Source organism: Nonomuraea guangzhouensis (assembly GCF_019396345.1).
GTDB lineage: Bacteria > Actinomycetota > Actinomycetes > Streptosporangiales > Streptosporangiaceae > Nonomuraea > Nonomuraea guangzhouensis.
This window is the reverse complement of sequence record NZ_JAHKRM010000016.1, coordinates 51,575-78,237: the sequence shown is the minus strand read 5'-3', so window position 1 is coordinate 78,237 and position 26,663 is coordinate 51,575. Positions and strand designations below refer to the sequence as shown.

Sequence of the window (26,663 nt, the reverse complement as noted above, 5' to 3'; positions counted from 1 at the left end):
GCGCGCAACTACCCCCTTGTTCCCGCGCTCCTCGCCGTACTTCGGCTGGGGTCCTTCGGAGGAGGGGGAGGGCTGAGGTCCTTCGGAGGAGGGGCGGCCGGGGTTCTGAGGAGTGGGGCAGCGATCGCTCGCTGTGTCCCGCGCTCCCCTCCGTACTTCGGCTGAGGTCCTTCTGAGGAGCGGGGACCGCTGGGGTCCTTCCGCTGTACTTCGGGCCGAGGAGCGGGCGGCGAGCGCTTGCGGTGCCGGGGACGGAGCGGTGCGGGTGGAAAGCGCGGTCAGCTGGTTGTGAGGTCGAGGGAGTTCAGGCCGCGGATGACGTAGCCCGGCTTCCACTCCGGCTCGCTGACGAGCTCCAGCTTCGGTGCCCGCTCCAGGAGGGCGCCGAAGGACTCGATCAGCTCCAGGCGGGCCAGCGGGGCACCAAGGCAGAAGTGGATCCCCGCCCCGAAGGAGATGTGCGGGTTCTCCGGCCGCCCGACGTCGAGCCGGTCCGGGTCGTCGAACACCGTCTCGTCCCGGTTGGCCGAGCCGAACAGCAGCGCCACCTCGGCCCCGCGCGGGATCTCGACCCCGTGCACCTCGATGTCCTCCAGCACCCACCGCTCGAACATCTGCAGCGGGGTGTCCCAGCGCATCAGCTCCTCGACGGCCGTGGGCAGCAGGCTCCGGTCCGCGCGCAGCCGGGCCAGCTCGGCGGGGTTGCGGAACAGGGACCACCAGCCGTTGCCGGTCACGTTCACGGTCGCCTCGTGACCGGCGTTCAGCAGCAGCACGCAGGTGCCGACCAGTTCGTCCTCGGTGAGCTCGTCGATCGCCGCGAGCGCGCTGATCAGGTCGTCGCCCGGTCGTACGGCGCGCTCGCGGGCCAGGCCCGCGAGGTAGTCGGCGAACTCCGCCGCCGCCTTGGCGGCCACGTGCTGCGACTCCAGGCTCGGGTTCAGCTCGTACATGCGGCAGATGTCGGCCGACCAGGGGCGCAGCAGGTGGCGGTCGGCCTCGGGCACGCCGAGCATCTCCGCGATGACGGTCACCGGCAGCGGCTCGGCCACCTCGGCGATCAGGTCGCCACCGCCCTTCTCGACGTACGCGCCGACCAGCCCCTCCGCGATCGACCTGACCCGGGGGCGCAGCGACTCGACCATGCGCGGCGTGAACGCCTTGGAGACCAGCCGGCGCAGCCTGGTGTGCACCGGCGGCTCGACGTCGAGCATGCCCGCCCTGGTCACGCGCCAGAACGGCTCCTGGAACTCCGGCTCGGCCGGCCTGCCGAACTCCTCGTGCGTGGCCACGTGCAGGTAGGAGCGGCCCAGGCGGCGGTCTCTGAGCAGCGCGTTCACGTCCGCGTGCCGGGAGATCAGCCACTGGCCCGTCGGCTCGAAGTAGCTGACGGGCGCGTCATGCCTCAGCGCCGCATAGGCACCGTACGGATAGGCGACAAAATCCGGATTCCAGGGGTCGAAGCGCACTATTTCATCTTATGAGGATGCTTGCTTGGCATGCCTGCTCCGCATCCGGATGTTGAGCAGCTCCACGATCACCGAGAAGGCCATCGCGAAGTAGATGTAGCCCTTCGAGATGTGCTGGCCGAGCCCTTCGGCGATGAGCACCACCCCGATCAGCACCAGGAACGCCAGAGCCAGCATCTTGATGCTCGGATGCTTGTCCACGAACCTGCTGATCGGCCCCGACGCGAACAGCATGACCAGCACCGCCACGATCACCGCGGCGATCATCACGCCGAGCTCGTCCACCATGCCCACGGCGGTGATCACCGAGTCGAGCGAGAACACCACGTCCAGCACCATGATCTGCGCGATCACCGAGGCGAACGACGTGACGGCCCGCGTCTTGCCGTCCTCCTCCTTCAGCTCCATGCTGTGCCCGATCTCGGTGACACTCTTGGCCAGCAGGAACAGACCGCCCAGCAGCAGGATCAGATCGCGCCCGGATATCTCGTAGCCGAAGACCTCGAACAGCGGCTCCGTCAGCCGCACCACCCACGACAGCGCCAGCAGCAGGAGCAGCCGACTGATCAGCGCCGCGCCCAGGCCCATGACCCGGGCCCTGTCGCGCTGCTCCGGCGGCAGCTTCCCGGCCAGGATGGAGATGAAGATGATGTTGTCGATACCGAGGACGATCTCTAGTGCGACCAGGGTGAAAAACCCGATCCAGATCTGAGGGTCGGCCACCCAGTCCAGCATTAGGTACTCCTCACAGCAGGGGTTTCAGTTACCAACGAGGCAGGGGCCGCATAAGTTCGCGGTTGCGATTGATGGCCGAGTGTCGGTTATAGTGCGGGGTGTAGGTCATGAGTGCCAGCGCACAGCCCCGGCTTGCTGGCCGGCAACCCTCGCGTCCGCGGCGGGGTGCCCCGGGTGAAGACCTGGTCCGTCACGAAGTGTGGCGGGCAAGCGCGGGCTCGCTGGGCGCTCCAGGGGTCCGATGTGCCCAGGAGGTGCCCTATGTCCACTTTGACGATTTTCAGCTCCCTGCCCGCCCAGGCTGCCACCGAGACGCCGGTCGGGCACAGCCGTCCGATCCCCGCCGTGCTCGGCACCGATCTGGAGGTCCCGGTCAAGGGCGGCCGGCTCGTGACGTACGCGAACCTCGACTACGCGGCGAGCGCCCCCTGTCTGGAGCCGGTCAGCGCCGCCGTCACCGCCGCGCTCCCGGCCTACTCCAGCGTGCACCGCGGCGCGGGGTACGCCTCCCAGCTCACCACCGCCCGCTACGAGCAGGCGCGTCACACGGTCAGGGCCTTCGTCGGCGCCCGCCCCGACGATGCCGTGATCTTCACCCGCAACACCACCGACGCCACGAACCTGCTGGCCCGCTGCCTGCCCGAGGGCACGACCGCGGTCGTCTTCGACACCGAGCACCACGCCTCGCTCCTGCCATGGAAGCGGTCCGTACGGCTGGCGCCGCCCGCCTTCCCCGGTGCGGCCGTCCGCGCGGCCGACGAGGCGCTGGCCGCGATCGACGGCCCCAAGCTGCTGGTCGTCACCGCCGCCTCGAACGTCACCGGCGAGCTCTGGCCGATCGCCGCCCTGGCGCACATCGCGCACCGCCACGGCGCCCGGATCCTGGTGGACGCCGCCCAGCTGGTGCCGCACCGGCGGCTCAACCTGACCGCGCTCGACCTCGACTACGTCGCCTTCTCCGGCCACAAGCTCTACGCCCCCTTCGGCGCCGGGGTGCTGGTCGGCCGCCGTGACTGGCTCTCGGCCGGCGAGCCGTACCTGAAGGGCGGCGGCGCGGTGCGTGCGGTGGCCGCGGACGTCGAGGAAGGCATTGACTGGCATGACGATGCCGAGCCGCGGCACGAGGCGGGCACCCCTAACGTGCTGGGTGCCATCGCCCTGGCCGCCGCCTGCGACGCGCTCAGCGCGACCGGCTGGACCGAGCTGGTGCGCGAGGAGGAGCGGCTGATCGCCCGGCTCCGGAGCGGGCTGGCCACGATCGAGGGCGTGCGCGAGCTGTCACTCTGGGGGCCGGACCAGCCGCGCGTCGGCATCGTCTCGTTCGTCGTGGACAGGCACTCGGCGCGCGAGGTGGCCGAGGTGCTGTCCGGCGAGTACGGGATCGGGGTGCGGGACGGGAAGTTCTGCGCGCATCCGTTCGTTCGGCACCTGCTCGGCACGGCCGACGGCGGGTGCGAGGACGACACGGCCTCCGCGGTGCGTGCCTCGATCGGCATCGGCACCACGGAGGAGCACGTGGACCGCCTCGTCGACGCCCTCCGGGACCTCGCCGCCCGCTGAGGCCGGCCGCGGAACCGCGCCGCCCGCTGAGGTCAGCCGGGCGGTGGGCGTCTGCGCGATGGCTCGTCGGCGACGGTGTCATCGAAGTACCCGGCGGGGCGGGCAGACATGGGTCTGGTGGTGTCCGCCTCCGGTCTGATGGAGGTCGCCGGGGCGTGACCGGCGAGATCCTGCTCGGCCGCGCGGCGCTCGGCGCGCCGCCGGTACGTGCCGTGCAGGATGCCGTCGATCCCGATCCGGCCCCCGCCCAGCGCCACGAGCAGCAGGCAGACCACGCCCAGCGCGCCGGCGAGCTCCCAGCCGCCGTTCTGCACCATGACGCCGTGCCCACCGTGGACGAACATGATCGCGCCCAGCATGTCGATCAGCAGCCCGAGCGCCGCCAGCCGGACCAGCAGGCCGATGATCAGCAGAACCCCGCCGAGGCTCTCCACGACGATGGCGAACAAGGCCGAGAGCTGCGGCAGCGGCACGCCGATCTGAGCGAAGGCGGCGGCCGTGGCCGGCACCCCGCCCTGCAACTTCTGCCACCCGTGGGTTACGAAGATCACGCCGAGCGCCACTCGCGCGATCAGGGCGGCCAGATCAAAGCCAATTCTTTGCACGGTACATCTCCCCCCATTCCCGGTATTCCTCCCCTGTCCGGTAGGCAGGATGCGCTGGCATAACGTTCCTTGACCCTGTCCTGTGCTGGATCACCACCACTGCTGGTGGCAGCATTGCCATATGACGGAACGCGTGGTCGGGATCGGCGTCGGGGCGAAAGAGCTGGCCACCGAGGACATGATCCTCAATATCGGCCCCCAGCACCCGTCGACGCACGGCGTGCTCAGGCTGCGGCTCACCCTCGACGGCGAGCGCATCGCCACGGCCGAGCCGATCATCGGCTACATGCACCGGGGCGCGGAGAAGCTGTTCGAGGTCCGCGACTTCCGGCAGATCATCATGCTGGCCAACCGGCACGACTGGCTGGCGGGGTTCGCCAACGAGCTGGGCGTGGTCCTGGCCGCCGAGCGGATGCTGGGTATGGAGGTGCCGGTCCGGGCCGTCTGGGCGCGTACGCTGCTGGCCGAGCTCAACCGGGTGCTGAGCCACCTGATGTTCCTCGGCTCGTACCCGTTGGAGCTGGGCGCGATCACGCCGATCTTCTACGCCTTCAACGAGCGCGAACGCATCCAGGCCGTGATGGAGGAGATCTCCGGCGGCCGGATGCACTACATGTTCAACCGGGTCGGCGGGCTGAAGGAGGACCTGCCGCTCGGCTGGCTCGACCGGGTGTCGGAGACCGTCGCCGAGACCCGGCGCCGCGTGCCGGACATCGAGGACCTCATCCTGAACAACGAGATCTTCCTCGCCCGCACCAAGGGCGTCGGCGTCCTGACCCGCGAGCAGGTCCTGCAGTACGGCGTGAGCGGCCCCATCGCCCGTGCCTCCGGTGTCGACATCGACCTGCGCCGCGACCAGCCGTACCTCGCCTATCCCGAGCTGCCGGTGAAGGTCGTCACGCGCACCGCGGGCGACTGCCACGCGCGCTTCGAGATCCTGCTCGAACAGCTCAAGGTCTCGCTGGAGCTGGCCGACGCCTGCGTCGACCGGCTGCGCTCGCTGCCGCCCGGCCCCATCAACCAGCGGCTGCCCAAGGTGCTGAAGGTGCCGGAAGGGCACACGTACGCCTGGACCGAGAACCCCCTCGGCATCAACGGCTACTACCTCGTATCCAAGGGAGACAAGACCCCATGGCGGCTCAAGCTGCGCTCCGCCTCCTACAGCAACATCCAGGTGCTCCGGGAGATGCTGCCGGGGCACCTCGTGGCCGACATGGTGGCGATTCTCGGCTCGATGTTCTTCGTCGTGGGTGACATCGACAAGTGACCGGCGTCGTGACTCCGCAGCGGGACAAGTACGTCGACTGGCTGCGCGCCCTCAGCCTGATCGTCGTGGTGGTGTGGCATTGGGCGTTCACCATCCTGCAGTGGAAGCCCGATGGGCCCGAGCCGACCAGCCCGCTCGGCTTCACCTCGGGGCTGTGGATACTCACCTGGCTGCTCCAGGTGCTGCCGCTCTTCTTCTATGTCGGCGGCCACGTCCACCTGCTGTCGTGGAACCGCGCCCAGGCGCGCGGCGTCGGCATCGGCCGGTTCGTCTGGCGGCGCATCCGCGCGCTGTCCGCCCCCGCGCTCGTGCTGGCGGGCGTGTGGATCGCCATCGGCGCGGTCGTGACCTGGGTGTTCCACGTCGAGTGGATGTGGCGGGTGGTGCTGCTCGTGCTCAGCCCGCTCTGGTTCCTCGGCGTCTACCTGGTGCTGATCGCGCTGCTGCCCGTGGCGCTGTGGCTGCACCGCCACTACGACGTGCTGGTGCTCATCTGGCTGGGCGGCGCCGCCCTGGTGGTCGACGTGGTCCGCTTCCGGTACGGCGTCGACTGGGTCGGCTGGCTGAATATGCTCATCGTCTGGGGGCTGGCCCACCAGGCCGGCTTCTTCTACGACCGGGTCGTCATCCTGCCCCGGCGCTATGACGTGGGCATCCTGTGGACCGGGCTGTTCGCCCTGTTCGGCCTGGTCTACTCCGGCATCTACCCGGGCTCGATGGTCGGGGTGCCCGGCGACAAGTGGTCGAACATGGCCCCGCCCACCTTCGTCATCGTGGCGCTGCTGCTCTTCCAGATCGGGCTGGTGGAGGTGTTGCGGCCGTCGATGGAACGGGTCCTGGAGATGCCCGGGTGGCGCCGGGTCAACGACACCATCAACCGCTACGCCCTGCCGCTGTTCCTGTTCCACACCACGGGCATGGCGATCGCGCTGGGCCTGCTGTGGTGGTTCTTCGGCACGCTCGGCGGCGAGGTGCCACCAGACCTCAGATGGTGGCTGGAGCGCCCGCTCGCCATCCTGGGCCCGCTGGTCTGCACCCTCCCGGTCGTCTACCTCTTCGGCCGCCAACGAGCCTCTGCCGAACATGTGCAGGACAAACGTTGAACATGGGCGCTAGCCTGGAAGCATGATGGCCAACATCGGGTTCCGGGCGACTCCCGAGGACGAGCGCATCATCCAGGCCGCCATGCGGGAGGGCGAGCGGACCAGCGACGTGATCCGGCGCGCGCTCCGCCTGCTCGAACGGGAGGTCTGGCTCACACGGGCACGCGCCGACGCCGCGCGGCTGGCCGACGAGGACCTGTCCGAGGAAGCGGACGCCTGGTGATTCGCGGCGCCATCTACCGAGTGGACCTGGGAGACGCGAAGAGAGGGCACGAGCAACGTGGCCGTCGCTACGCTCTCGTACTCAGTCCGGCGGACATGTCGTGGAGTGTGGCCACGGTGATCCCTGCCTCCACCGCCGCGCAGGCCACCGTTTTCCGCCCCGAGGTGGAGTTCGGCGGCCGACGGACCAAGCTGCTCGTCGACCAGATCCGCACGATCGACGCCGGTTTCATCCACGGAGAGCCCGTCCACTACCTGGGCCGCGACGAGCTGACCGAAGTCGAGCGTGCGGTCACGCTCTACCTGGGCCTCTGATCCTCGGGGTCCTTGGGGATGCGGCAGGCGTGCTCCAGGAAGAGGGCGGCGCAGATCAGCACCACGAACGCCAGCAGCGAGCCCGCCGCGATGAAGAACTCGGCCCGCGGCGTCTCCCTGGTGAACAACTGGACCGTGTGCAGGGCGAACCCGCCGAAGAAGCCCGCGAACACCGCCCCCACGTAGGCCGACGCCTTGCCCAGCGCCGCCAGCCGGGCCACCGCCAGGGGCTCGACCGGCTTGGTGTCAGGTTTGTGGTCGATCCTGGCCTTCGTCACCCAGCCGCTGTAGGCCTCACCGACGGCCAGCAGCAGGACGGTGGGGATGGCGGTCCACGGCACGATGGGGAGGTCGGCGTAGAACTCCCGGACCACCATCCAGGAGACCAACGCCACGATCACGATGATGCCGACCAGCGGGCCGGGGCGGGTGGGCCTCAATCCGGCCTCTGCAGCTTGAGATCCTCACGCAGCCGGACACCGCTCTGGTCGAGGTCCGTGAGCAGGTCGGCGACCTGACCCTGGCCGGGCAGCACGCCGGCCGGATCGACCTCCGACCAGGGGACGAGGACGAAGGCCCGCTCGTGCGCGAGCGGGTGCGGCAACGTCAGGTCGGGGTCGTCGGAGATCGTGCCGCCCACGGTGATCAGGTCGATGTCGAGTGTGCGCGGGCCCCAGCGTTCCTTGCGCTCCCGGCCGAAGGCGTTCTCGACGCTCTGCGCCCGCTCCAGCAGCGCGCGCGGCTGGAGCGTGGTCTCCGCGACGACGATCGCGTTGAGGAAGGGGCGCTGCCCGGCGGGACCGCCCACCGGGTCGGTCTCGTAGACGGGCGAGGCCGCGACGAACGACAGCCCCGGCGCGTCGAACAGTGTGTCGATGGCGCCCTGCAACGTCTGGAAGCGCCGCCCGAGATTGCTGCCGAGAGACAGTACGACGTTCACCTGCTGCTCCCCTCGATCACCACGTTCATTCGCGACTCCGTTGGATGGTGACGACCACGTCGTCGAACGGCAGCGGGATCGGTGCCGCGGGCTTGTGCACACTCACCTCGACCGACTCCACCAGGCCGGCGGCCAGGCATACGTCGGCCAGGCGCTGCGCGAGCGTCTCGATCAGCTCGACCGGCTCGCCTTCCACGACCCCGACCAGCGCCTGGGCGAGCTCGCCATAGTGGACCGTCTTGGTGAGGTCGTCGGAGGCGGCGGCGGGCGCGGTGTCGAGGAACAGCGTCGCGTCGACCACGAACTCCTGCCCCAGCTCACGCTCGGCCGCCAGGACGCCGTGCCGTCCCCGGGCCCGCAGGCCCTTCAGCGCGATGCGATCAGACCTCAAGCTCGCCTTCCTCCTCGTCGTCGTCACCCTGGAGCACCGGCGAACCGTGGTGCATCCACAGCCGCCAGCCCTGCGCCGTGCGCACGTAGACGTTACTGGCCACCACCTTGCCGGCGGCGAAGCTGGACTCGCCCTCCTCGCCCGCGGTGAGGATGTTCTCGACACAGGTGAGCACGGCCACGTCGCCCAGGACGGTGGTGTTGACGTCGGTCAGCACGAACTGGATGTAGGTGGTGTTGGCCATGATGAGCGCCCAGGAGCGCAGCACCTCGGACCGCCCGGAAAGCAGGGTCCAGCCCGGATGCACGCAGCTGACCTGCTCGTCGGCGGAGTCCTCCGCCCAGATCTCGGTCATCTTGTCGAGGTTGGCGTCCTCGATCGCGAGATAGAAGTCCTGGTTGACGGTCTCGATCGCGGCGGTGTCGACACTCATGTGTTGGCTCCGGGTCTCTTCCATGCGGCGGCCACGCGCACGGCATCGGCATTGGGACGTACTTCGTGCACTCGTACGCACCAGGCGCCGGCGTGCGCGGCCAGCGCCGTCACGGCCACCGTGGCGTCGTCACTGTGGCTGAACGGGCGCGGCGTGCCGTCGGCGTCGGCGAGCAGCCGCCCCAGGAACCGCTTGCGCGAGGCCCCGATCAGCAGCGGATAACCCAGCTCGGCCAGCTCACCCATCCCGGCGAGCAGCGCCCAGTTGTGCTCGGAGTTCTTCGCGAAGCCCAGCCCGGGGTCGAGCACGATCTGCTTCTCGGACACGCCTTCGGCCAGCACCAGGTCGACCCGCTTGGCGAGCTCCTCGCGCACCTCGGTCACGACGTCGGTGTAGACGGCCCGGCGCTCCATGTCATGACTGTGGCCGCGCCAGTGCATCACCACGTAGTCGACGCCGGTGGCGGCCACCACGCGGGGCATGTCGGGGTCGGCCAGGCCGCCGCTCACATCGTTGACCAGGCTCGCCCCCGCCTCCACCGCGGCCTTGGCGACCTCGGCCCGCATGGTGTCGACACTGACCGTCACCCCCTCGGCGCTGAGCGTCCTGATCACGGGCACGACGCGGGCCAGCTCCTCGTCGAGCGGCACTCTGGCGGCGCCGGGGCGGGTGGACTCGCCGCCCACGTCGACGATGTCGGCCCCCTCACCCACCAGCTCCAGACCGTGCCGGATCGCGACCCGCTCGTCGAACCACAGGCCGCCGTCGGAGAACGAGTCCGGCGTGACATTGACCACGCCCATGACGAGGCACCGCGCCTCAGCTCCGACAACCATGTCCCAAGCCTAGGCGGTCGTGGTTGGTGGGGTCTGTGGAGGGTGCCCAGACGAAAATAACAATCCGATCCGTGCCATCTGGCGCTTTATCGGGTGCGGCGTTATCGGTGCAGCTCTATCGGTGCAGGATGAGCGCCATCGCCTCAGCGCGGGTCTTGTCACTCGTACGGAAGTCACCGCGCACCGCCGACGTCACCGTCTTGGCACCCGGCTTACGGACCCCGCGCATGGTCATGCACAGGTGCTCGCACTCCACCACCACGATCACCCCGCGCGGCTCCAGCACCCGCATCAGGGCGTCGGCGATCTGCGAGGTCATCCGCTCCTGCACCTGCGGGCGGCGGGCGAACACGTCCACCAGGCGGGCCAGCTTGGACAGCCCGGTCACCTGACCGCGCTCGTTGGGGATGTAGCCCACGTGGGCCACCCCGTGGAAGGGCACCAGGTGGTGTTCGCAGGTGGAGTAGACCTCGATGTCCCTGACGAGCACCATCTCGTCGTGGTCGACGTCGAACACCTTGTTGAGCACGTCCTCCGGCATCTGTCCGAGGCCGGAGAACTGCTCGGCGTAGGCCCGGGCCACCCGGGAAGGGGTGTCGAGCAGGCCGTCACGGTCGGGATCCTCGCCGATGGCGTAAAGGATCTCGCGGACGGCCTTCTCGATCCGGCCCAGGTCTACGTCGTGCGACTTCACGCACCGTCTCCAGAGGGCAGCGCGTCCTGGTGGCTCGCGGTGAGCGAGCCGTTGGCCGACTGCTCCTTCGGCGTCAGGATCGGCGGGCGGTCGGAGGGGAGCCGCTTGCCGTAACCCGCGTAGGACGGGCGGTGCTCCTTGACGACGACCGAGGCGAAGATGTCCAGCACCTGCTCGCGGGAGAGCGTCTCCTTCTCCATGAGCTGCAGCACCAGGTTGTCGAGCACGTCGCGGTATTCGACCAGGATGTCCCACGCCTGGTCGTGCGCCGTCTCGATCATCCGGCGGACCTCCTCGTCGATCGTCGAAGCGATCTTCTCGGAGTAGTCGCGCTCGTGGCCCATCTCACGGCCCAGGAACACCTCGGCCTGCCCGGAGCCGAACTTGCGGGCGCCGAGCTGCTCGCTCATGCCGTATTCGGTCACCATGCGGCGGGCGACCGCCGTGGCCTTCTCGATGTCGTTGGAGGCGCCGGTGGTGGGCTCGTGGAAGACGAGCTCCTCCGCCGCGCGACCGCCGATCAGCATCGCGAGCTGGTCCATCATCTCGGACCTGGTGGCCAGGAACTTGTCCTCCATCGGCAGCGTCATGGTGTAACCCAGGGCGCGGCCACGGGACAGGATCGTGATCTTGTGGACCGGGTCGGAGTTGGGCAGCGCGTGCGCCACCAACGCGTGACCGCCTTCGTGGTAGGCGATCATCTTCTTTTCCTTGTCGGACATGACCCGCGACTTGCGCTCGGGTCCTGCCATGACGCGGTCGATCGACTCCTCGAGGATGTCCATCGAGATCAGCTTCTTGTCGGCGCGCGCGGTGAGCAGCGCCGCCTCGTTGATCACGTTGGCCAGGTCGGCGCCGGTGAACCCGGGGGTGCGCCGGGCGATGACGTCGAGGTCGACGTTCGGCTCGAACGGCTTGCCGCGGCCGTGGACCCTGAGGATGCCCTTGCGGCCCTCCAGGTCGGGGCGGTCGACGGTGACCTGACGGTCGAAGCGGCCCGGACGCAGCAGCGCCGGGTCGAGGATGTCGGGCCGGTTGGTCGCGGCGATGAGGATCACGCCGCCCTTGACGTCGAAGCCGTCCATCTCGACGAGCAGCTGGTTGAGCGTCTGCTCGCGCTCGTCGTGGCCGCCGCCCAGGCCCGCGCCGCGGTGCCGGCCGACGGCGTCGATCTCGTCGATGAAGATGATCGCCGGTGCGTTGGCCTTCGCCTGCTCGAACAGGTCGCGAACACGCGAGGCGCCGACACCGACGAACATCTCGACGAAGTCGGAACCGGAGATCGAGTAGAACGGCACGCCGGCCTCACCGGCGACCGCGCGGGCGAGCAGCGTCTTACCGGTGCCGGGCGGGCCGTACAGCAGCACGCCCTTGGGGATCTTCGCACCGATCGCCTGGAACTTGGCCGGGGCCTGCAGGAACTCCTTGATCTCCTGGAGCTCCTCGATGGCCTCGTCCGCGCCCGCGACGTCGGAGAAGGTGGTCTTGGGTGTGTCCTTGGTGATCAGCTTGGCCTTGGACTTGCCGAAGCTCATCACCCTCGAGCCGCCGCCCTGCATCTGGTTCATGATGAACAGGAAGATGAGCACGATGATGACGATCGGCAGGAAGCTCACCAGGATGCTGATCAGGAAGTTCTCCTGGGGCACCTCGGTGGTGAAGCTCTTGGTCGTGCCTGCCTGAACCTGCGCCTGCAGCTCTTCGGTCAGCTTCGGCCCGTAGCCGGCGACCCAGTCAGACTGGATCATGTTGGTCGCCGTGTCGCCCGGCCTGACCGTGATCGGCTTGATCAGCGTCAGCTCGATCCGCTGATCCTTGTCAACGATCTTCGCGTTGCTGACGTTGCCGGTGCGAATCTGCTGGAGGACTGTGGACGTGTCGGCCTGCTTGAAGTTGCCGCCGCCGCTCCAGAGCTGGGTGACGAGCAGGAGCAGCACGACGATGCCCAGGATCCACAGCAGTGGCCCACGTGTAAATCGCTTGAGATCCATCCGATGCGGAACCCCTTGCGGGCCCGTCCCTTCCTGACCATGGCCTGGAACCCCGGGATGTCCCGGGGCCGCGGCATCCGACGCCGCGACTTCTGACTACCCGAAGGGGACGCTTGGTCACCCTCCCGGAGTCAGAAGGTACACCGGCAAAGCGAGCGGAGGGACCGCCCGCTACACCGGTCTTGCCCTACCAACGTACGTCAGGTGGCGCGGTGTTCCCGGCGACTACTTGTAAACATGGGGAGCTAGCGTCCCGATGAAGGGGAGATTGCGATATCGCTCCGCGTAGTCGAGCCCATAGCCGATGACGAACTCGCTGGGAATGTCGAAGCCGACATACTTCACCTCGATCGGCACCTTCACCGCGTCGGGCTTGCGCAGCGCGGCGCAGATCTCCAACGACGCGGGGTTGCGCGATTTGAGGTTTTCCAGCAGCCAGTGGAGCGTCAGCCCCGAGTCGATGATGTCCTCGACGATCAGCACGTGGCGGCCCATGATGTCGGTGTCGAGGTCCTTCAGCACCCGTACGACGCCGGACGACTTGGTGCCCGCGCCATAGGACGACACCGCCATCCAGTCCATCTGAACGGGCACGTGCAGGGCCCTGGCCAGGTCGGCCATCACCATGACCGCGCCTTTCAGCACGCCTACGAGCAGGATGTCCGTGCCCGCGTAGTCGGCGTCGATCCGCCCGGCAAGCTCTTTGATCTTGGCCTGGAGTTCGTCCTCGGGAATCAGGACTTTCTCGAGGTCCTTGCCCATGTCGGCAGCATCCACCAGATGGTTCCTTACGCGATGGGACTCATGGCGAGTATCAGGGTGTCATACCGCCGCACAGCGGCCATCCCCCCGGGTAGATCCACGGCCTTCTGCCCACGCCACGCCGTGATCAGCCGCTCCACGGCACGCACGTGGGTCGCGGAGAGTGCCCCGGAAGGCGCTCCCGCCGCGATGGCCGCCCGTCGCAGCACGCGCCGCCGGACGGCGCCTGGGAGACGTTCCAGCTCGGGTACGGCCAGTGTCACCGAACCGGCGATATCGCTTAGAGCGCAATCCTGGTAGGCCGATTCGGCCCATGTGTCGAGGGCGTCGGCGTCCTCTCTGGCGAGATCGGCGGTCCTGGCGAGCGCGTCGGCCACGCCGGGACCCAGCTCCGACTCCAGCAGCGGGAGCACCCTGGTGCGTACCCGGACACGGGTGTAGCGGGGGTCCTCGTTGTGCGGATCGTCCCAGGGGCTGAGGCCGAGTGCCGCGCACGCGGCGACCGTGGTGGCGCGGGAGAGGGAGAGCAGCGGCCGGCGATAGCGGCCGGTCACCGGAGCCATGCCGGACAGCGACCTGAGCCCGCTCCCCCTGGCCAGGCCGAGCAGCACGGTTTCTGCCTGGTCGTTCCTGGTGTGGCCGAGCAGCACGGCCGCGGCCTGGAGCTTGTCGGCCGCCTCGGCGAGCGCGGCGTAGCGGGCGTCCCTGGCCGCCGCTTCCGGGCCGCCGGTCGTACCGACGTCCACGGTGAGGATTTCGGCAAGGTCGAGGCCCAGGGCCGGGGCCAGTGCGGCCACCGTCCGCGCGCGTGCGGCGGAGCCTTCCTGGAGCTGGTGGTCCACCGTGAGCAGCCCGGCCTTCAGGCCCGCGCGCGGCGCGACGAAGCCGAGCGCGGCGGCCAGCGCGAGGGAGTCGGCTCCCCCGCTGCAGGCCACCAGCACGAGCTCGCCGTCGCCGACGTCGGCCAGCGCCTCGCGGACGGCCCTTCGGACGTCCGCGACTGCCGGGTGCGGGCCCATGACCAGATCAGGCGGGCAGGGCGTTGCTGCCGGTCACGCGGCGTACCCAGGCGCTGGGGTCGGTGATCTCGGATGTCGTCGGCAGGGTCTCGGGGGAGGTCCAGACGCGGTTGAAGCCGTCCATGCCGGCCTGCTCCACCACCGCGCGGACGAAGGCCGAGCCCTCGGCGTACTGCTTCATCTTGACCTCGATGCCCAGCAGCCGCCGGACCGTGCGGTCGAGGCGCGAGCCGCCCTCGCGGCGATGGGCGAACTTGGCGCGGATGTCGGCCACCGACGGCACCACCGAGGGGCCGACGGCGTCCATGACGTAGTCGCCGTGCCCTTCGACCAGCGTCATCACGGCCGTGAGCCGGTCGAGGATCTCCTTCTGGGCAGGCGTCTGGATGGCGTCGATGAGGTTGCCCTCGCCGCCGCGCACCACGTCGGCCACCGTGTCGGCGGCGCTGCGCAGCCGCTCGAGCAACGTGCCCAGGTCGAGGTCGGAGGCCAGCAGGAACTCGGTCATCTGCGAGCGGATGTACTCGCGCAGCCACGGCACCCCGGTGAACTGCACGCGGTGCGTCTCCTCGTGCAGGCACACCCAGAGTCGGAAGTCGTGCGGGTCGACGTTCATCTCGCGCTCGGCGTGCACGATGTTGGGCGCGACGAGCGTCAGCCGCCCGGCCGGCTCGCGGCCCGTCGGGTCGGGTGGCAGGAACAGCTCGTACTGGCCGAGCACCCGCGAGGCGAGGAAGGCGAGCACCGCGCCCACCTCTACGCCGGTGATGCGGGAGCCCACGGCCGTGACGATGGCCGGCGGCGGGTTGGCTCCGGCGCCGACCCGCTGGGTGAGCGGTTCGAGCACCACGCGGAAGCCCTCGACGTTGGCCTTGATCCAGCCGGGGCGGTCGACGATGGTCGCCGCCTGTGGCGCGGTCTCAGTGTGGATCTTGGTGAACTCGCGTACGTGTCCCTCGGCCTCGCGTGACAGGGCGCGGAGTTCGGTGACGGCCTGCCTGGCCTCCTCCCGGCTCACCTGAGGACCGGGGCGCACCAGGCGCGTGCCGGTCGTGACGGCCAGATCCCAGTCGATCACCTGCATACCGTCCACCGTACGTGGTCCACGCTCGACCCGCGAAGGAGCGCCGGTGTCTGGAGTGAGGAGTGAGGGAGCGTAGCGACTGAACGACGATCGGAAGACGCCGGATTCCAGCGACTGAGCCGCGATCCGCAGGATCGCCATAGGCACGCGAAGGAGCGCCGGTGTCTGGAGTGAGGAGTGAGGGAGCGAAGCGACTGAACGACGATCGGAAGACACCGGATTCCAGCGACTGAGCCGCGATCCGAAGGATCGCCATCAGGACTTTGCGACGATGGCGGCGAGGTGGTCCAGGACTGGCTCGGCGGAGGACGGTACGCGGTCTGCCAGGAAGGCGAAGGTGACCAGTCGGCCTTCCTTGGTGGTGGCCATGCCGGCCAGGGTGTTGACGTTGTTGAGGGTGCCGGTCTTGGCGCGTACGAGGCCGACCTGGCCCTTGCTGTCGCTGCCGGTGAAGCGGCGGCCGTTGCCGAGGGTGCCGCTGAAGCCGGCGATCGGCATGCCGGAGGCGATGGCGTGCAGGTCGGGGTGGGACGCGGCGGAGGCGGTCGAGATGACCCGGGCCAGCCCGTCGGCGCTGATGCGGTTGCGGGCGGACAGGCCGCTGCCGTCGTAGACCTGGATGCCCTTGGCCGCGCCGAGCCGCTGCAGCACCGCGATCACGGCCCCGGTCGCGCCCTGGAAGGACGCCGGCTGCCCCTCCTTGATGGCGACGTGCCTGGCCAGTGCCTCGGCCAGGTCGTTGTCGCTGAACGTCAGCGTGTGCTCGACCAGGGCGTAGACCGGCGCCGAGTCGACCCTGCCGAGCTCGGCGGCCCCGGCGGGCGCCTTGCCCGGGCGTACGGACTTGGCGACGCTCACGCCGTACTTGCCCAGGAGCCTGGCGAACGCGGCGGCGGCGTACTGGGGCGGGTTGGCGACGCGCGGCTGCCTCGCGGCGGGGTCGCGCCGGCCCTCGTCGATCGCCAGCGCGTAGACGGGCGCCACCTCGCCGTCGGGCACGTAGCCCGGCTTCCAGCCGGGCGCCAGCGTGGAACCGGTGAACAGGGAGGCGTCGTAGGAGAGCGTGACCTTGGTGATGCCCTTGGCCTTCAACGCGGCGGCGGTGCGCGAGGCGAGGGTGGCCAGCGACGCCTGCTTGGGGTACTGCAGGGGCTTGGCCGACGGCCCAGCGAGCGTCGGGTCGCCACCGCCCACCAGCACGATCGAGTTGGCCGACGGCCCCTGCGTCACCCGGGTCGACAGACGCGCGTCGGGGCCGAGCGAGGCCAGCGCGGCCGTGCAGGTGACCAGCTTGGTGGTGGACGCGGGGGTGATGCCGGTGTCGGCGTTGGAGGCGAAGATCTGCTGGCCGGTGGCCGTGTCGATGACCACCGCGCCCACCCGGTCCCCCAGCTCTTTGTCACCCAGGGCATCGGTGAGCTGCTGGGTCAAAGTACGCTTGGCGGCGAGAGGTCCGTCTCCGGCCCTCACCTGGAGCTGGGCCAGCACCGGCCCCGCGGTGATCACGGGGACGGGGGGAGACCCTTCGGGAGACGGTGTCGGCTCGGTCGGTGACGACCCCCTCGTCAACGCCCCCAGACTGAGCTCATTGGTCATCGCATAGACGCCGATGACAATGGTCAGCATCTGGAGCATGACGAGAGTGGTCAGCATCACCCACCGCTCGTGCCGCGCCACGTCGCCTGACCTCTCTCCTGGTGTTCGCCTACGAGACATTAACGCCCACTCGGCGTGAGCGGAGGAACCGCGGTGGAGTTCGACGTTGTCGTTGAGATTCCCAAGGGACAACGGAACAAGTACGAAGTGGACCATGAAACCGGTCGCATCAGGCTTGACCGGCTGCTGTTCACCTCCACGCAGTACCCCGCCGACTACGGGTTCATCGAGAACACGCTAGGCGAGGACGGCGACCCGCTCGACGCGCTGGTGCTGCTTCAGGAACCCACCTTCCCCGGCTGTTACATCAGCTGCCGCGCGGTCGGCATGTTCCGGATGACGGATGAGAAGGGCGGAGACGACAAGGTCCTCTGCGTCCCCGCCACCGACCCGCGGATGGAGCACATCCGCGACATCCATCACGTGCCGGAGTTCGACCGGCTGGAGATCCAGCACTTCTTCGAGGTCTACAAGGACCTGGAGCCGGGCAAGTCCGTCGAGGGCGCCAACTGGGTGGGCCGGATGGAGGCCGAGGTCGAGATCAAGCGCTCCTTCCAGCGCGCGAAGGACGAGGGCCACACCCACTGAGCTGATGGCGATCCTGCGGATCGCGGCTCAGTCGCTGGAATCCGGTGTCTTCCGATCGTCGTTCAGTCGCTACGCTCCCTCTCTCCTCACTCCAGACACCGGCGCTCCTTCGCAGGTCACTGGGGCCTGGTGGCGCCCACCAGGTCCCCCCGCCACATCGAGGCGACCCGCACCACGTCGCCGGTCTGCGGCGCGTGCACCATGAGCCCGTCCCCCACGTACATGCCGACGTGGTGGATCGTGTCCGGGTCGTCGGGGACGTAGCCGAAGAACAGCAGGTCGCCGCGGCGCAACTGGTCGTACGGCACGTGCGGCCCCGAGCTCCACTGGGTGCCGGTCCAGTGGTCGAGGCCGACGCCCGCCTGCTCCCAGGCCCGCATGGTCAGGCCCGAGCAGTCGAAGCTGTCCGGGCCGTCGGCCGCCCACACGTACGGCTTGCCGAGCTGGGTCAGCGCCCAGTTGGCCGCGACGTCGCCCATGAGCGACCCGGACGCGTGCAGCCCGCGGCTGAGCCGCGCCTGCGCCAACGCCGCGGCACGGCGTCTGGCCAGCAGGTCCGCGTGGGTGCGCGCGGCGTCGACCCGCCGCTGCCACGCGGCCTGCTCGGTTTTCAGCTCCCTGGTCTCCTGCTTCTGCGCGGCGACGGCCGTCTCCGCCGCGATCTTGGCCTGCCTGGCGCGTTCGGACGCGGCCTCCTGCTCGGCGTACGCGCGGGCCGCCTGGCTGCGCAGGATGGCGGAGACCTCCTGGGCGTCACGCATCCGGTCGAGCACGATGCCGCGTTCGCCGCCGAGCTCCTGCAGGACGCTCGCCCGGTGCAGGAAGCCGTCGCTGTCACCGGTGTCGGTCAGCATGCCGAGCATCGGCCTCATCATGTCGAGCCCGCTGTAGTGCTGCACGGCGAGCAGCGCCACCGGCGCGCGGGCCTTCTCCACCTCGGCGTCCGCCAACGCGAGCCGTGCCTGCGCCTGCTCGCGGGCCTGCTGGGCGTGCCGGAGGTGGACGAGCTCTCCGTTGTACGCCTCCACCAGCCGCTCCGCCCCCGCCGCCAGGTCATGGAGGCGCGACTCGGCCTCGGCTAGCCGCGCGCTCGCCGTGCCCAGTTCCTTGATCCGCTCCCGTACGGTGTGGCGAGCCTGCATCACCTTCCGTCGGGAAGGCCCGGGAGCAGCGTCAGCCGGCGGGCACAGGGTGACGAACAGGCAGACGGCCATGAGTCCGGCTCTTATGGCGTGCATAGTGCACACAGTTCCCGTCCGTCACTCTGTGTAATCCTGGCCTCTTTCGTAACATCAGCCACGCAACCTGAACAGGCGTTCTATCCACGGCCGGACACCCGCCGGGACCGGGCCCGTCCCCCGGGGATAGGTGAACACCGGCGTCTGCGTCCCATAGGCGGCGTGCAGCTCGGCCGCCCGGCACCAGTCGGCGCCGGCCCGGGCCACGGCCCAGGCCGCCGCGATGGCCGGGCGGGACTCCGGGTGCCGGTCGAAGGTCTGGTAGAGGGTCATCGTGGCGGCGGCGGCCACCGACCCGTCGCCGGGGTAGGCGGTGCCCGCCAGGTAGGGGGCGGCGACCCGGCCGCCGTGGCAGGTGCCGAGCGCCCAGGTCCAGTTGGCGAGCACCAGGTTGAGCACGGGTTCGGGCACCGCGGCCGCGGCGCCGTACAGGCGCTCCTGACGCTGGCCGGTCAGGCGGCGTGAGGTCCAGAGCCAGCCGAGCTCGGCGGCCGGCCCGGACGGCGGCTCGCTCCCCGACAGCCAGGACAGGACGGCGAGGCCGCGGGCGGTGCGCAGGCGGCAGAGTTCGAGGATGTCGCGGAGCATGCGGGGGCCCTGGTCGAGCCAGGTGGGCCAGGCGATGTGATGGCTTCTGGCCATCAGCTCGGCCAGGTCCTCGCTGACCGGCAGGGGGCAGACCCGGCAGCCCAGTTGGGGGTCCTCGCGCAGTTGGTACAACTCCATGTGGAAGGGCTCAGCCGGCCGGGACGACGGCGGGCGCGGTCGGCGTCTGCGCCGGTGCGACGGTCGGCGTGGCTACCGGGGTGGCGATCGGCGTCTGGGTCGGTGGCGGGGCGGGGGTCGGGGTGTCGGTGGGGCACGGCGTGCGCCTGGGGTGGTGCCCCTTGTCCGGGTGGTCGCCGGGCCGTTTGTCCGGTTGCCGCTCCGGCTGCGTGTCCGGGTGTTTGTCCGGCTCTGGCGCGGGCTCGGCGGACTGGTGGTCGGGCGTGGGGGTGGCCTTGGGCTGAGGCTTGGTCTGGTCCTTGGCGGTCTCTCGGGTCTCCGGTGTGCTTCGGGCGGGCGAAGTGGCGCCGGTGGCCGGCGTCGCCGGGATTCCCAGGGGAACCGTGGCCGTGCTGTCCAGGATGGGCTCGACGATGACCGGCACGTCCCGGGGCGCGGACCGCCAGGGCAGCCTGATGGCGGGCGGCTCGCCCGGCGCGGGGAAGGCGGCGGACGCGATGCCCGGCACCCCGCCGTCGACCCGGCCGAACTGCTGGAAGATCACCGCTATCGCCACCACGGTCGCGACTGCCGCCATCGCGCCAGCCACCGCCTGAGGCCACTTCCGAGGGTGCCGCGCCACGGCAACGGGAAATCCGGCGGCGTCCAGCGCCCCCGAGCGCCTGGCCACGTAGCGGCGATAGGGCAGCAGCTCCGGATCGGCGAAGCAGCTCATCACCCTGACCCCGAGCGACTCCGGCAGCGGGATCCGGGGCAGCAGCTCGAACACCTTGGCCGCCGACACCTGGCGGTTGCGGTGCGGGGAGCAGGTCAGGCAGCGCGGGAGGTGGCCGATCAACTGGGCGCGCATCTCGGCGGTCAGCTCGCCGGAGAAACCGGTCAGGATGCCGGCCCGTCGCGAGCAGTCGTAGGGGCCCTTCCTGGCCAGGATCTCCGCCGTGATCGCGTCGCGCAGCCGTTCGCGCGCCTCCTCCTGCGCCGCCTCGACGTGGCGCGCCGCCGTCCCCAGCACCGCGGCGAGCTCCGGCGTGGACAGCTCGTGCGCGGTGGACAGCTCCAGCACCTCACGGTCGCCGGGGCGCAGGCTCTGGATCGCGTTCCAGGCCATGACCCGCAGGTCGGCGTCGGCCGGGTCGTCGAGTGGCGGGGCCTGCGCCAATGCCTCGTCGGCGCCCGGCGGCTGGGCCATCCGCCGACGCAGGCATTCGGCGCGGGCCAGGGCGTACAGCCATGGACGCAGGCGGCCGGGATCCACCAGGGAGCCGGCGTGCGCCTCCGCCGCGATCATCGTGTCGCGGAGCGCTACCTGGGCGCCGTCGGAGCTGAGGAGAAGGGACCAGCAGTATCTGTGGATGCCCTCGGCGTAGGCGTCGTAGAGCGCGGCGAGGGCACCCGGGGCGCAGGCGCGGAGTGACTCGACCAGGACGCGGTCATTCATATGACCGAAGGTAATGGATTGGTAACTTGTAGTTCTACCGATTCTGCGGGAATGGCAGCGCTTGTCGTCGGCTACTTCACCAGAAAGCCCGCGTATTCAGCGCTGCCCGCCTGCGGCGAATGGCCACCCCGCCCGATTTATCGGCTTATTTGATTGATATTTGATGAGCAATTCACTGCTGGTGCTCGGCCAAGGCCTGGCCGCCTCGGTCCACGGCGAACGGTTCGCTGGTCGGCTTGACCGTGTGCACCGGCACCGCGCCGCCCAGCGCCAGATCCTCGAAGGGACGACCGGTCGAACCCCAGGTCCGGGCCGTTACCTCGGTCTTGGCCGCCTCGCTGCCCGCGGGGAGCCCGCCGACGGTCAGGATGAAACGCGGCGGGCTGCCCGCCTTCACGTCGTCGACGAACGTACTGCCGCCGCCGAGCAGTTTGCCCGCCTTGTCGCGCAGCAACACGTTGACCACGAGGCTGCTGGCGGAAAGCTGATAGGGATTTCCGACATAGCCGGTGATGAGATAAGAATGGTCCTTTTGTCGGAGCGTCTGCACCCGCGAAACGGGAAACTCCTTGAACGCCGACGCGATGCGGGCGGCCGGCCGCCACTGGGCGGGGCGATACTCGATCGTCACCTTGGCCGGCTTCTGGGCCGCGTTGACCTGGCCGGTGAAGGCCAGCGAGCCGCCCGGCGGCACGGCGTCGAGCGACTGGTCCATCCGGACCACCTCGGTGCCGGCGGCGTCACGCCCGATGACCGTCGCCACCACGTGTTCGCCGAAGTGCCACGGATTGACGTTGTCGAGGACTCCTGCCCAGTTCACGGCGTAGCCGTCGGAGGACTTGACGATGTTGGCCACCTGCTCCTTGAGGGCGAGCGGCTTGAGCTGTTGTACTGGCGATTCCTCGCTCGAGCACCCGGCTAGGCAGATCGCCCCGAGTGCGAGGAGGCTGACGGTTCGGCTACGCGGGATCACTTTGCCGTAATAACTGGTCTATGGGCGCGGCAGGCACGGGACACGCGCCTGCCGTACCAACTCTTAACGCAATCAGCGGGGGCGTACGACCCTGGCCTCATCCCAAACCGGCTCGGCGGACTCGTAAACGGTGCCATCTGCGCCGAACACCAGGAAACGATCGAAATCCGCGGCGAACCAGCGGTCGTGCGTGACCGCCACCACCGTGCCCTCGAACGCGTCCAGGCCCACCTGGAGCGCTTCGGCGCTGGCCAGGTCGAGGTTGTCGGTCGGCTCGTCGAGCAGCAGGAGCGTCGCGCCGGACAGCTCCAGCAGCAGGATCTGCAACCGCGCCTGCTGACCGCCCGAGAGCGTGTCGAACCGCTGCTCGGCGATCAGCCCGGCCAGCTCGTAGCGGGCCAGGATCTTCATGGCCTCATTCTTCAGCCTGGCGTGCTCGGACATGACGATCTCCACCGGTGTGCGCGCGTGCAGGTCGGGCCGGGCGTGCGTCTGGGCGAAGTGGCCGGGGACCACGCGGGCGCCGAGCCTCGCGACGCCGGAGTGGCCGATCGGCTCATCCGCCAGCAGCCGCAGGAAATGGGACTTGCCCGAGCCGTTGGAGCCGAGCACCGCGATGCGCTCGCCGTACCAGACCTCGAGGTCGAACGGCCGCATCAGGCCGGTCAGCTCCAGCCCCTCGCAGATGACGGCGCGCTTGCCGGTGCGGCCGCCTTTGAGGCGCATCTTGATGTTCTGGTCGGAGGGGGCCTCCTCGGGCGGGCCCGCCTCCTCGAACTTACGCAGCCGCGTCTGGGCCGCGTGGTAGGCGGCGGCCATGCCGTCGTTGTATCTGGCCTTGTTCTTCAGCATGTTGACCAGGGCCTTGATCTTGGCGTGCTCCTCGTCCCAGCGCCGGCGCAGCTCGTCGAGGCGCTCGTTGCGGGTCTTGCGGGCCTCGGCGTACGTGGCGAACCCGCCACCATGGATCCAGATATTTCCGGACTCGACGGTGACGATGCGATCGGCCGCGTTGGCCAGCAACTGCCGGTCGTGGCTGACCAGCAGGACCGTCTTGGGCGTCTCCCTGAGCGCCTGCTCCAGCCACTCCTTGCCCGGCACGTCGAGGTAGTTGTCGGGCTCGTCGAGCAGCAGCGTCTGGTCCGGCCCGCGGAGCAGCGCTTCGAGCACGAGCCGCTTCTGCTCGCCGCCGGACAACGTCGCCACATCCCGATATTTCACGTTGTCGTACGGCACGCCGAGCGCGGCCACCGTACACGTGTCCCAGAGCACCTCGATGTCATAGCCACCGGCGTCGGTGTAGTCGGTGATGGCCTGCGCGTAGCGCATCTGCGCCTTCTCGTCGTCGCGCTCCATCATCATCAACTCGGCCCGCTCCAGCCGCTCGGCCGCCTGCCGCACGGCCGGCGGGGCGACGCTGAGCAGCAGGTCATGCACCGTGCTCCCGTCACGCACGCTGCCGATGAACTGCCGCATCACCCCCAACCCGCCGGAGCTCGCCACACTGCCCGCGACCGGCTGCAGATCCCCGGCGACCAGCCGCATCAATGTGGTCTTGCCCGCGCCGTTGGGCCCGACGAGCGCGGCCTTGACGCCTTCGCCGATCCTGAAGGAAACGTCGTTGAGCAGCGGCCGCCCGTCGGGCAGCACGTATGTCAGATGTCCCACTTCGACGTGCGCCACGGCGATTCCCTTCGCATACCTCCGGGCAGGCTACCCATCCAGAACTCCGAAGGGCACCTCCTTTTACGCGTCCGGCTCTTTGTAACTGTTCGAACGCGCTCCATTGCAAAGAGTGCTGGACTTGCTATAGATGCATAGTATTATGCAGCTATGAGGCCGATCCCACCTGTACTGTTGCCTCTCCTTCGCTCCAACGCTGTCGGCGAACTGCTCGCCTGGCTGTACCTCCACCCGGAGCGCGAGTACTCCACAATTGAGCTCGCCGCTTGGACCGGAACGTCGCAGTCGACGGTGAGCCGAGAAGCAGACCGGTTCTACGAGGCCGGCCTGATTCGGGAGAGGCGGCATGGCAACCTTCGCCTGATCCGCGCCAACACCGAGACGATCCTCGCGAAACCGCTCACCGATCTGCTGGCCGTCACCTTCGGCCCGGCCGCCGTACTGCCACCTCTCCTCCGGCCCATCTCCGGCATCGACGAGGCATACATCTACGGCTCCTGGGCCGCCCGGCACGCGAACCAGCCAGGACCACCGCCCCAGGACGTCGATGTCCTCGTCGTGGGGTCCGCCGATGAGGACGAACTTTATGACGCGGCGCGAACCGCCGAACGAACCCTCGGCCGCGAAGTGAACATCACCCGGATCTCATCGACCTCATGGACCAGCGACACCTCCGACCCGTTCACGACGTCCCTGCGGAGCAGGCCCCTTCACCCCCTGATCCAGAAAGAGAGCAGCTCATGAGATGGATGCAGGGACGCGACCAGATCGACATGATGCTGTCGTCAGGGCAGTTGGAACGCGTGCCGGCGAGCCGCGAGCATGCCGACACCCTGCTCACCCAGGCCAGGCGACATATAGAACTCGCGCACAGCGGCTGCCGGACAGATCCGACAGGTGCCTACCAACTTCTCTACGACGCCTCCAGGAAAGCCCTCGCGTCCATCTTGGAGAATCAAGGGCTGCGAGCCACCAGCAGGGGCGGCCACCTCGCGGTGCTTGATGCGGTCACAGCCCAACTGGACCCGCCTCTCGGGCAGTCACTCCGCTCCTTCGACCGGATGCGCCGCCGACGCAACGGCGCCGAGTACCCTCGGCCCGACAGCCCGGAAATCACTCCCGAGGATGTCATCCGAGACATGGCGAAGGCGGAGGAGTTTCTGACACTCGCCACCAAAGTGCTGGATCAGATGAGACCGTACTGAAACCGCCTGAGCAGTCGGTGGCGCAGCCGGGCTAGTTCTTCTTGCCGTTGCCGTGGACCTTCACGGGCTTGGCTGGTTTGGCTTTGGCCAGTTTGGCTGCCTTCTTGGCGGCGGCCTTCTGGGCCTTCTTCAGTGCGGCGGCGGCCTTGCCAGAGAGGGCGGCCGGGGTCGCGGCCTGGCGGGCGGCGGGTTGTTCGGAGGTGTCGGGGAGCCGATTGCGGGACACGTTCTCGACCTGTGGGACGCCGGTCAGGTCGAATGCCGGGTGGGCGGCGACCTTGGCGGGGGTGGTTTGGGTGGGTGCGACGGGATCCGCGATGGGAGTGGCGGTGGGAGCGGCGTTCCACCAGGAGCCGGTGGCGACGACGCTGGCGAACAGGGCGACGATGACGGCCGCCTCGCGCCAGCGCACGGCGATCAGCTGCCGCGCCGCCTTCAGCCGACGTACCTTCCCTTGCCGGCGCACCGCCTTCAGCGATGGCGCGGTCTTCGGCGGCCGTACTTCCTTCTGCCGGCCTATCTCCTTCGGCGGTCGTACCTCCCTCTGCCGGCCCATCTCCTTAGGCGGTCGCGCCTCCCTCTGCCGACCCACTTCCTTCAGACGACCCGCGTCCTGAAGCGGACCCATCTCCTTCAGCCGGCGGGCCGCCGTCAGTCGGCGCGCTGCTGTCAGCCGGCGCGCCGCCCTCAGGTTTCCCATCGCCTGGGCCTCGTGCTGCCAGTACGCGTCGGGGCGGGCGGGTGAGGCAGGGCGCGGCTCGTTCTGGGCGGCCACGCGCAGCAGTTGCTCGTGGACGTGGTTTGCGTCACTGCGCTGGGTGGGGTCCTTGTCCAGCAGGCCGGCGATGATCGGGGCGAGTGGCCCGGCTCGGTGGTACGGAGCGGGCGGGCCGGTCAGCACCGCGGTCAGCGTGGCCACCTCGGTGCTCTGGCCGAAGGGTGCTCGGCCCTCGACGGCCGCGTACAAGGTGGCGCCCAGCGACCACAGATCGGCCGCCGGGGTGGACGGGCCGCCGCTGGCCCGCTCGGGGGCTATGTAGGCGGGTGTGCCGACGACCATGCCCGTCCGGGTGACGTGGGATTCGTCGTCGACCGTGGTGGCCAGGCCGAAGTCGGTCAGGACCGCGTGCTCGTCGTCGGTGAGCAGGATGTTGGCGGGCTTGATGTCGCGGTGCAGGACACCGGCGGCGTGGGCGGCGCGCAGGGCGTCCAGCAGTTCCAGGCCGATGCGGGTGACGGTGGCCACGGGGAGCGGGCCCTGTTCGGCGATCACCTGGGCGAGGCTGCGGGCGGGGATGAGCTGCAGCACGATCCACGGGCGGTCGTCGACCAGCACCACGTCGTAGATGGCGGCGATGTGCGGGTGGCTCAGCCGGGCGGCGATGCGGGCCTCCCGCATCGTCCGGCCGGCCAGCTCTTCGGGCCGCGGACCGGAGAGGATGACCTCTTTGACCGCGACCTCGCGGTCCAGGAGCTCGTCGTGGGCCCGCCAGACCTTGCCCATGCCGCCCCGGCCAAGCTCGGAGAGTAACCGGTAGCGTCCGGCCAGGAGCCATCCCTCATAGCGCGCAATGGACATGGCACGGGCCTACCCGATCATCATCGCCTCATGCAATAGGAAGCCGCGAAAACTCGCAAACCACGACAACAGTCTGGTCACTTCCGCAACATTCCGATCAGTGCCCGGTGAGCCTCTGGACACCAAGTGATCAAATGACTAGAACTGTAGG

28 protein-coding genes and 1 riboswitch are annotated in these 26,663 nt (G+C 69.3%); of the genes, 8 read left to right on the top strand and 20 right to left on the bottom strand.

Annotated features, from left to right (window positions below; genetic code table 11):
• Positions 1–278: 278 nt before the first annotated feature.
• Positions 279–1,469, bottom strand: a complete 1,191-nt coding sequence (locus KME78_RS31255; RefSeq protein ID WP_219532976.1) for a cytochrome P450 — start codon at positions 1,467–1,469, stop codon at positions 279–281.
• 9 nt (positions 1,470–1,478) lie between these two features.
• Positions 1,479–2,204: a TerC family protein gene (locus tag KME78_RS31250; protein WP_219532975.1), complete on the bottom strand. Its 726-nt coding sequence runs from the start codon at positions 2,202–2,204 to the stop codon at positions 1,479–1,481.
• A 103-nt stretch (positions 2,205–2,307) separates the two neighbouring features.
• A riboswitch (SAM riboswitch) is annotated at positions 2,308–2,423 on the top strand.
• A gap of 42 nt (positions 2,424–2,465) precedes the next feature.
• Between KME78_RS31250 and KME78_RS31245 the strand changes: the two genes are divergently transcribed.
• Positions 2,466–3,764 carry an aminotransferase class V-fold PLP-dependent enzyme gene (locus KME78_RS31245; protein ID WP_219532974.1) on the top strand — a complete coding sequence of 433 codons (1,299 nt, stop codon included), beginning with the start codon at positions 2,466–2,468 and terminating at the stop codon, positions 3,762–3,764.
• 32 nt (positions 3,765–3,796) lie between these two features.
• Here KME78_RS31245 and KME78_RS31240 read toward each other — a convergent pair whose 3' ends face one another.
• Positions 3,797–4,369 (bottom strand): DoxX family protein, encoded by a 573-nt coding sequence (locus tag KME78_RS31240; protein ID WP_219532973.1) that lies wholly within the window; start codon positions 4,367–4,369, stop codon positions 3,797–3,799.
• A 121-nt stretch (positions 4,370–4,490) separates the two neighbouring features.
• Here KME78_RS31240 and KME78_RS31235 point away from each other — a divergent pair, with 121 nt between their 5' ends.
• From KME78_RS31235 to KME78_RS31220, 4 genes are read left to right on the top strand one after another with little or no spacing between them, the layout of a single operon-like run.
• Positions 4,491–5,636, top strand: coding sequence for an NADH-quinone oxidoreductase subunit D (locus KME78_RS31235; protein WP_219532972.1), 1,146 nt, complete (start codon positions 4,491–4,493; stop codon positions 5,634–5,636).
• Positions 5,633–6,739 (top strand): acyltransferase family protein, encoded by a 1,107-nt coding sequence (locus KME78_RS31230; RefSeq protein ID WP_219532971.1) that lies wholly within the window; start codon positions 5,633–5,635, stop codon positions 6,737–6,739. The genes KME78_RS31235 and KME78_RS31230 overlap by 4 nt, the downstream gene beginning before the upstream one ends.
• 22 nt (positions 6,740–6,761) lie before the next feature.
• Positions 6,762–6,962 (top strand): hypothetical protein, encoded by a 201-nt coding sequence (locus tag KME78_RS31225; RefSeq protein ID WP_219532970.1) that lies wholly within the window; start codon positions 6,762–6,764, stop codon positions 6,960–6,962.
• Positions 6,959–7,276 carry a type II toxin-antitoxin system PemK/MazF family toxin gene (locus tag KME78_RS31220; RefSeq protein ID WP_308127207.1) on the top strand — a complete coding sequence of 106 codons (318 nt, stop codon included), beginning with the start codon at positions 6,959–6,961 and terminating at the stop codon, positions 7,274–7,276. The genes KME78_RS31225 and KME78_RS31220 overlap by 4 nt, the downstream gene beginning before the upstream one ends.
• On the opposite strand, the gene KME78_RS31215 is transcribed toward KME78_RS31220, so the two are convergent.
• From KME78_RS31215 to dacB, 11 genes are all read right to left on the bottom strand, one after another.
• Complete coding sequence (locus tag KME78_RS31215; protein ID WP_219532969.1) at positions 7,261–7,716, bottom strand: DUF3180 domain-containing protein; 456 nt, start codon at positions 7,714–7,716, stop codon at positions 7,261–7,263. The two genes, KME78_RS31220 and KME78_RS31215, sit on opposite strands and share 16 nt — an antisense overlap.
• Positions 7,713–8,216 (bottom strand): 2-amino-4-hydroxy-6-hydroxymethyldihydropteridine diphosphokinase, encoded by a 504-nt coding sequence (gene folK, locus KME78_RS31210; RefSeq protein ID WP_219532968.1) that lies wholly within the window; start codon positions 8,214–8,216, stop codon positions 7,713–7,715. The genes KME78_RS31215 and folK overlap by 4 nt, the downstream gene beginning before the upstream one ends.
• Positions 8,217–8,241: 25 nt before the next feature.
• Positions 8,242–8,607 (bottom strand): dihydroneopterin aldolase, encoded by a 366-nt coding sequence (gene folB / locus KME78_RS31205; RefSeq protein WP_214641970.1) that lies wholly within the window; start codon positions 8,605–8,607, stop codon positions 8,242–8,244.
• A complete protein-coding gene (locus KME78_RS31200) occupies positions 8,597–9,040 on the bottom strand; it encodes a nuclear transport factor 2 family protein (RefSeq protein WP_214641971.1) in 444 nt (147 codons plus the stop codon). Before KME78_RS31200 ends, folB begins: the two co-directional genes overlap by 11 nt.
• Positions 9,037–9,876, bottom strand: a complete 840-nt coding sequence (gene folP, locus KME78_RS31195; protein WP_443687835.1) for a dihydropteroate synthase — start codon at positions 9,874–9,876, stop codon at positions 9,037–9,039. The genes KME78_RS31200 and folP overlap by 4 nt, the downstream gene beginning before the upstream one ends.
• Before the next feature lie 115 nt (positions 9,877–9,991).
• On the bottom strand, positions 9,992–10,570 hold the full coding sequence (gene folE, locus KME78_RS31190) for a GTP cyclohydrolase I FolE (protein WP_219532967.1): 579 nt from the start codon (positions 10,568–10,570) through the stop codon (positions 9,992–9,994).
• A complete protein-coding gene (gene ftsH / locus KME78_RS31185) occupies positions 10,567–12,561 on the bottom strand; it encodes an ATP-dependent zinc metalloprotease FtsH (RefSeq protein ID WP_219532966.1) in 1,995 nt (664 codons plus the stop codon). The genes folE and ftsH overlap by 4 nt, the downstream gene beginning before the upstream one ends.
• A 225-nt stretch (positions 12,562–12,786) precedes the next feature.
• Positions 12,787–13,338 carry a hypoxanthine phosphoribosyltransferase gene (gene hpt / locus KME78_RS31180; RefSeq protein WP_219532965.1) on the bottom strand — a complete coding sequence of 184 codons (552 nt, stop codon included), beginning with the start codon at positions 13,336–13,338 and terminating at the stop codon, positions 12,787–12,789.
• 11 nt (positions 13,339–13,349) lie between these two features.
• Positions 13,350–14,342: a tRNA lysidine(34) synthetase TilS gene (gene tilS / locus KME78_RS31175; protein WP_219532964.1), complete on the bottom strand. Its 993-nt coding sequence runs from the start codon at positions 14,340–14,342 to the stop codon at positions 13,350–13,352.
• Positions 14,343–14,349: 7 nt separating this feature from the next.
• The gene (locus tag KME78_RS31170) at positions 14,350–15,426 is read right to left on the bottom strand and encodes an Rv3626c family coenzyme F420 biosynthesis-associated protein (protein WP_219532963.1); all 1,077 of its coding nucleotides are present in this window, start codon (positions 15,424–15,426) and stop codon (positions 14,350–14,352) included.
• A gap of 255 nt (positions 15,427–15,681) precedes the next feature.
• Positions 15,682–17,103 carry a D-alanyl-D-alanine carboxypeptidase/D-alanyl-D-alanine endopeptidase gene (gene dacB, locus KME78_RS31165; RefSeq protein ID WP_219532962.1) on the bottom strand — a complete coding sequence of 474 codons (1,422 nt, stop codon included), beginning with the start codon at positions 17,101–17,103 and terminating at the stop codon, positions 15,682–15,684.
• Between the two features lie 72 nt (positions 17,104–17,175).
• On the opposite strand from dacB, the gene KME78_RS31160 reads away from it, so the two are divergent.
• Positions 17,176–17,670 carry an inorganic diphosphatase gene (locus tag KME78_RS31160; RefSeq protein WP_219532961.1) on the top strand — a complete coding sequence of 165 codons (495 nt, stop codon included), beginning with the start codon at positions 17,176–17,178 and terminating at the stop codon, positions 17,668–17,670.
• Between the two features lie 116 nt (positions 17,671–17,786).
• Here the strand turns inward: KME78_RS31160 and KME78_RS31155 are convergent, their stop codons facing one another.
• The 5 genes from KME78_RS31155 to KME78_RS31135 all read right to left on the bottom strand — a co-directional run bounded on the left by KME78_RS31155 (position 17,787) and on the right by KME78_RS31135 (position 23,728).
• Positions 17,787–18,812 carry a C40 family peptidase gene (locus KME78_RS31155; RefSeq protein ID WP_219532960.1) on the bottom strand — a complete coding sequence of 342 codons (1,026 nt, stop codon included), beginning with the start codon at positions 18,810–18,812 and terminating at the stop codon, positions 17,787–17,789.
• Positions 18,813–18,962: 150 nt separating this feature from the next.
• Complete coding sequence (locus KME78_RS31150) at positions 18,963–19,634, bottom strand: hypothetical protein (protein ID WP_219532959.1); 672 nt, start codon at positions 19,632–19,634, stop codon at positions 18,963–18,965.
• Between the two features lie 10 nt (positions 19,635–19,644).
• The gene (locus KME78_RS31145; protein WP_219532958.1) at positions 19,645–21,072 is read right to left on the bottom strand and encodes a sigma-70 family RNA polymerase sigma factor; all 1,428 of its coding nucleotides are present in this window, start codon (positions 21,070–21,072) and stop codon (positions 19,645–19,647) included.
• Between the two features lie 172 nt (positions 21,073–21,244).
• Entirely contained in the window at positions 21,245–21,928 is a 684-nt protein-coding gene (locus tag KME78_RS31140) for a hypothetical protein (RefSeq protein ID WP_246652348.1), read from the bottom strand.
• Positions 21,929–22,117: 189 nt separating this feature from the next.
• Positions 22,118–23,728: an ABC-F family ATP-binding cassette domain-containing protein gene (locus KME78_RS31135; RefSeq protein ID WP_219532956.1), complete on the bottom strand. Its 1,611-nt coding sequence runs from the start codon at positions 23,726–23,728 to the stop codon at positions 22,118–22,120.
• A gap of 174 nt (positions 23,729–23,902) precedes the next feature.
• On the opposite strand from KME78_RS31135, the gene KME78_RS31130 reads away from it, so the two are divergent.
• Both KME78_RS31130 and KME78_RS31125 read left to right on the top strand, forming a co-directional pair.
• Positions 23,903–24,472: a hypothetical protein gene (locus KME78_RS31130; RefSeq protein WP_219532955.1), complete on the top strand. Its 570-nt coding sequence runs from the start codon at positions 23,903–23,905 to the stop codon at positions 24,470–24,472.
• Between the two features lie 5 nt (positions 24,473–24,477).
• On the top strand, positions 24,478–24,933 hold the full coding sequence (locus KME78_RS31125; RefSeq protein WP_219532954.1) for a hypothetical protein: 456 nt from the start codon (positions 24,478–24,480) through the stop codon (positions 24,931–24,933).
• Between the two features lie 31 nt (positions 24,934–24,964).
• Here the strand turns inward: KME78_RS31125 and KME78_RS31120 are convergent, their stop codons facing one another.
• Positions 24,965–26,512 carry a serine/threonine-protein kinase gene (locus KME78_RS31120; protein WP_219532953.1) on the bottom strand — a complete coding sequence of 516 codons (1,548 nt, stop codon included), beginning with the start codon at positions 26,510–26,512 and terminating at the stop codon, positions 24,965–24,967.
• Positions 26,513–26,663 lie beyond the last annotated feature (151 nt).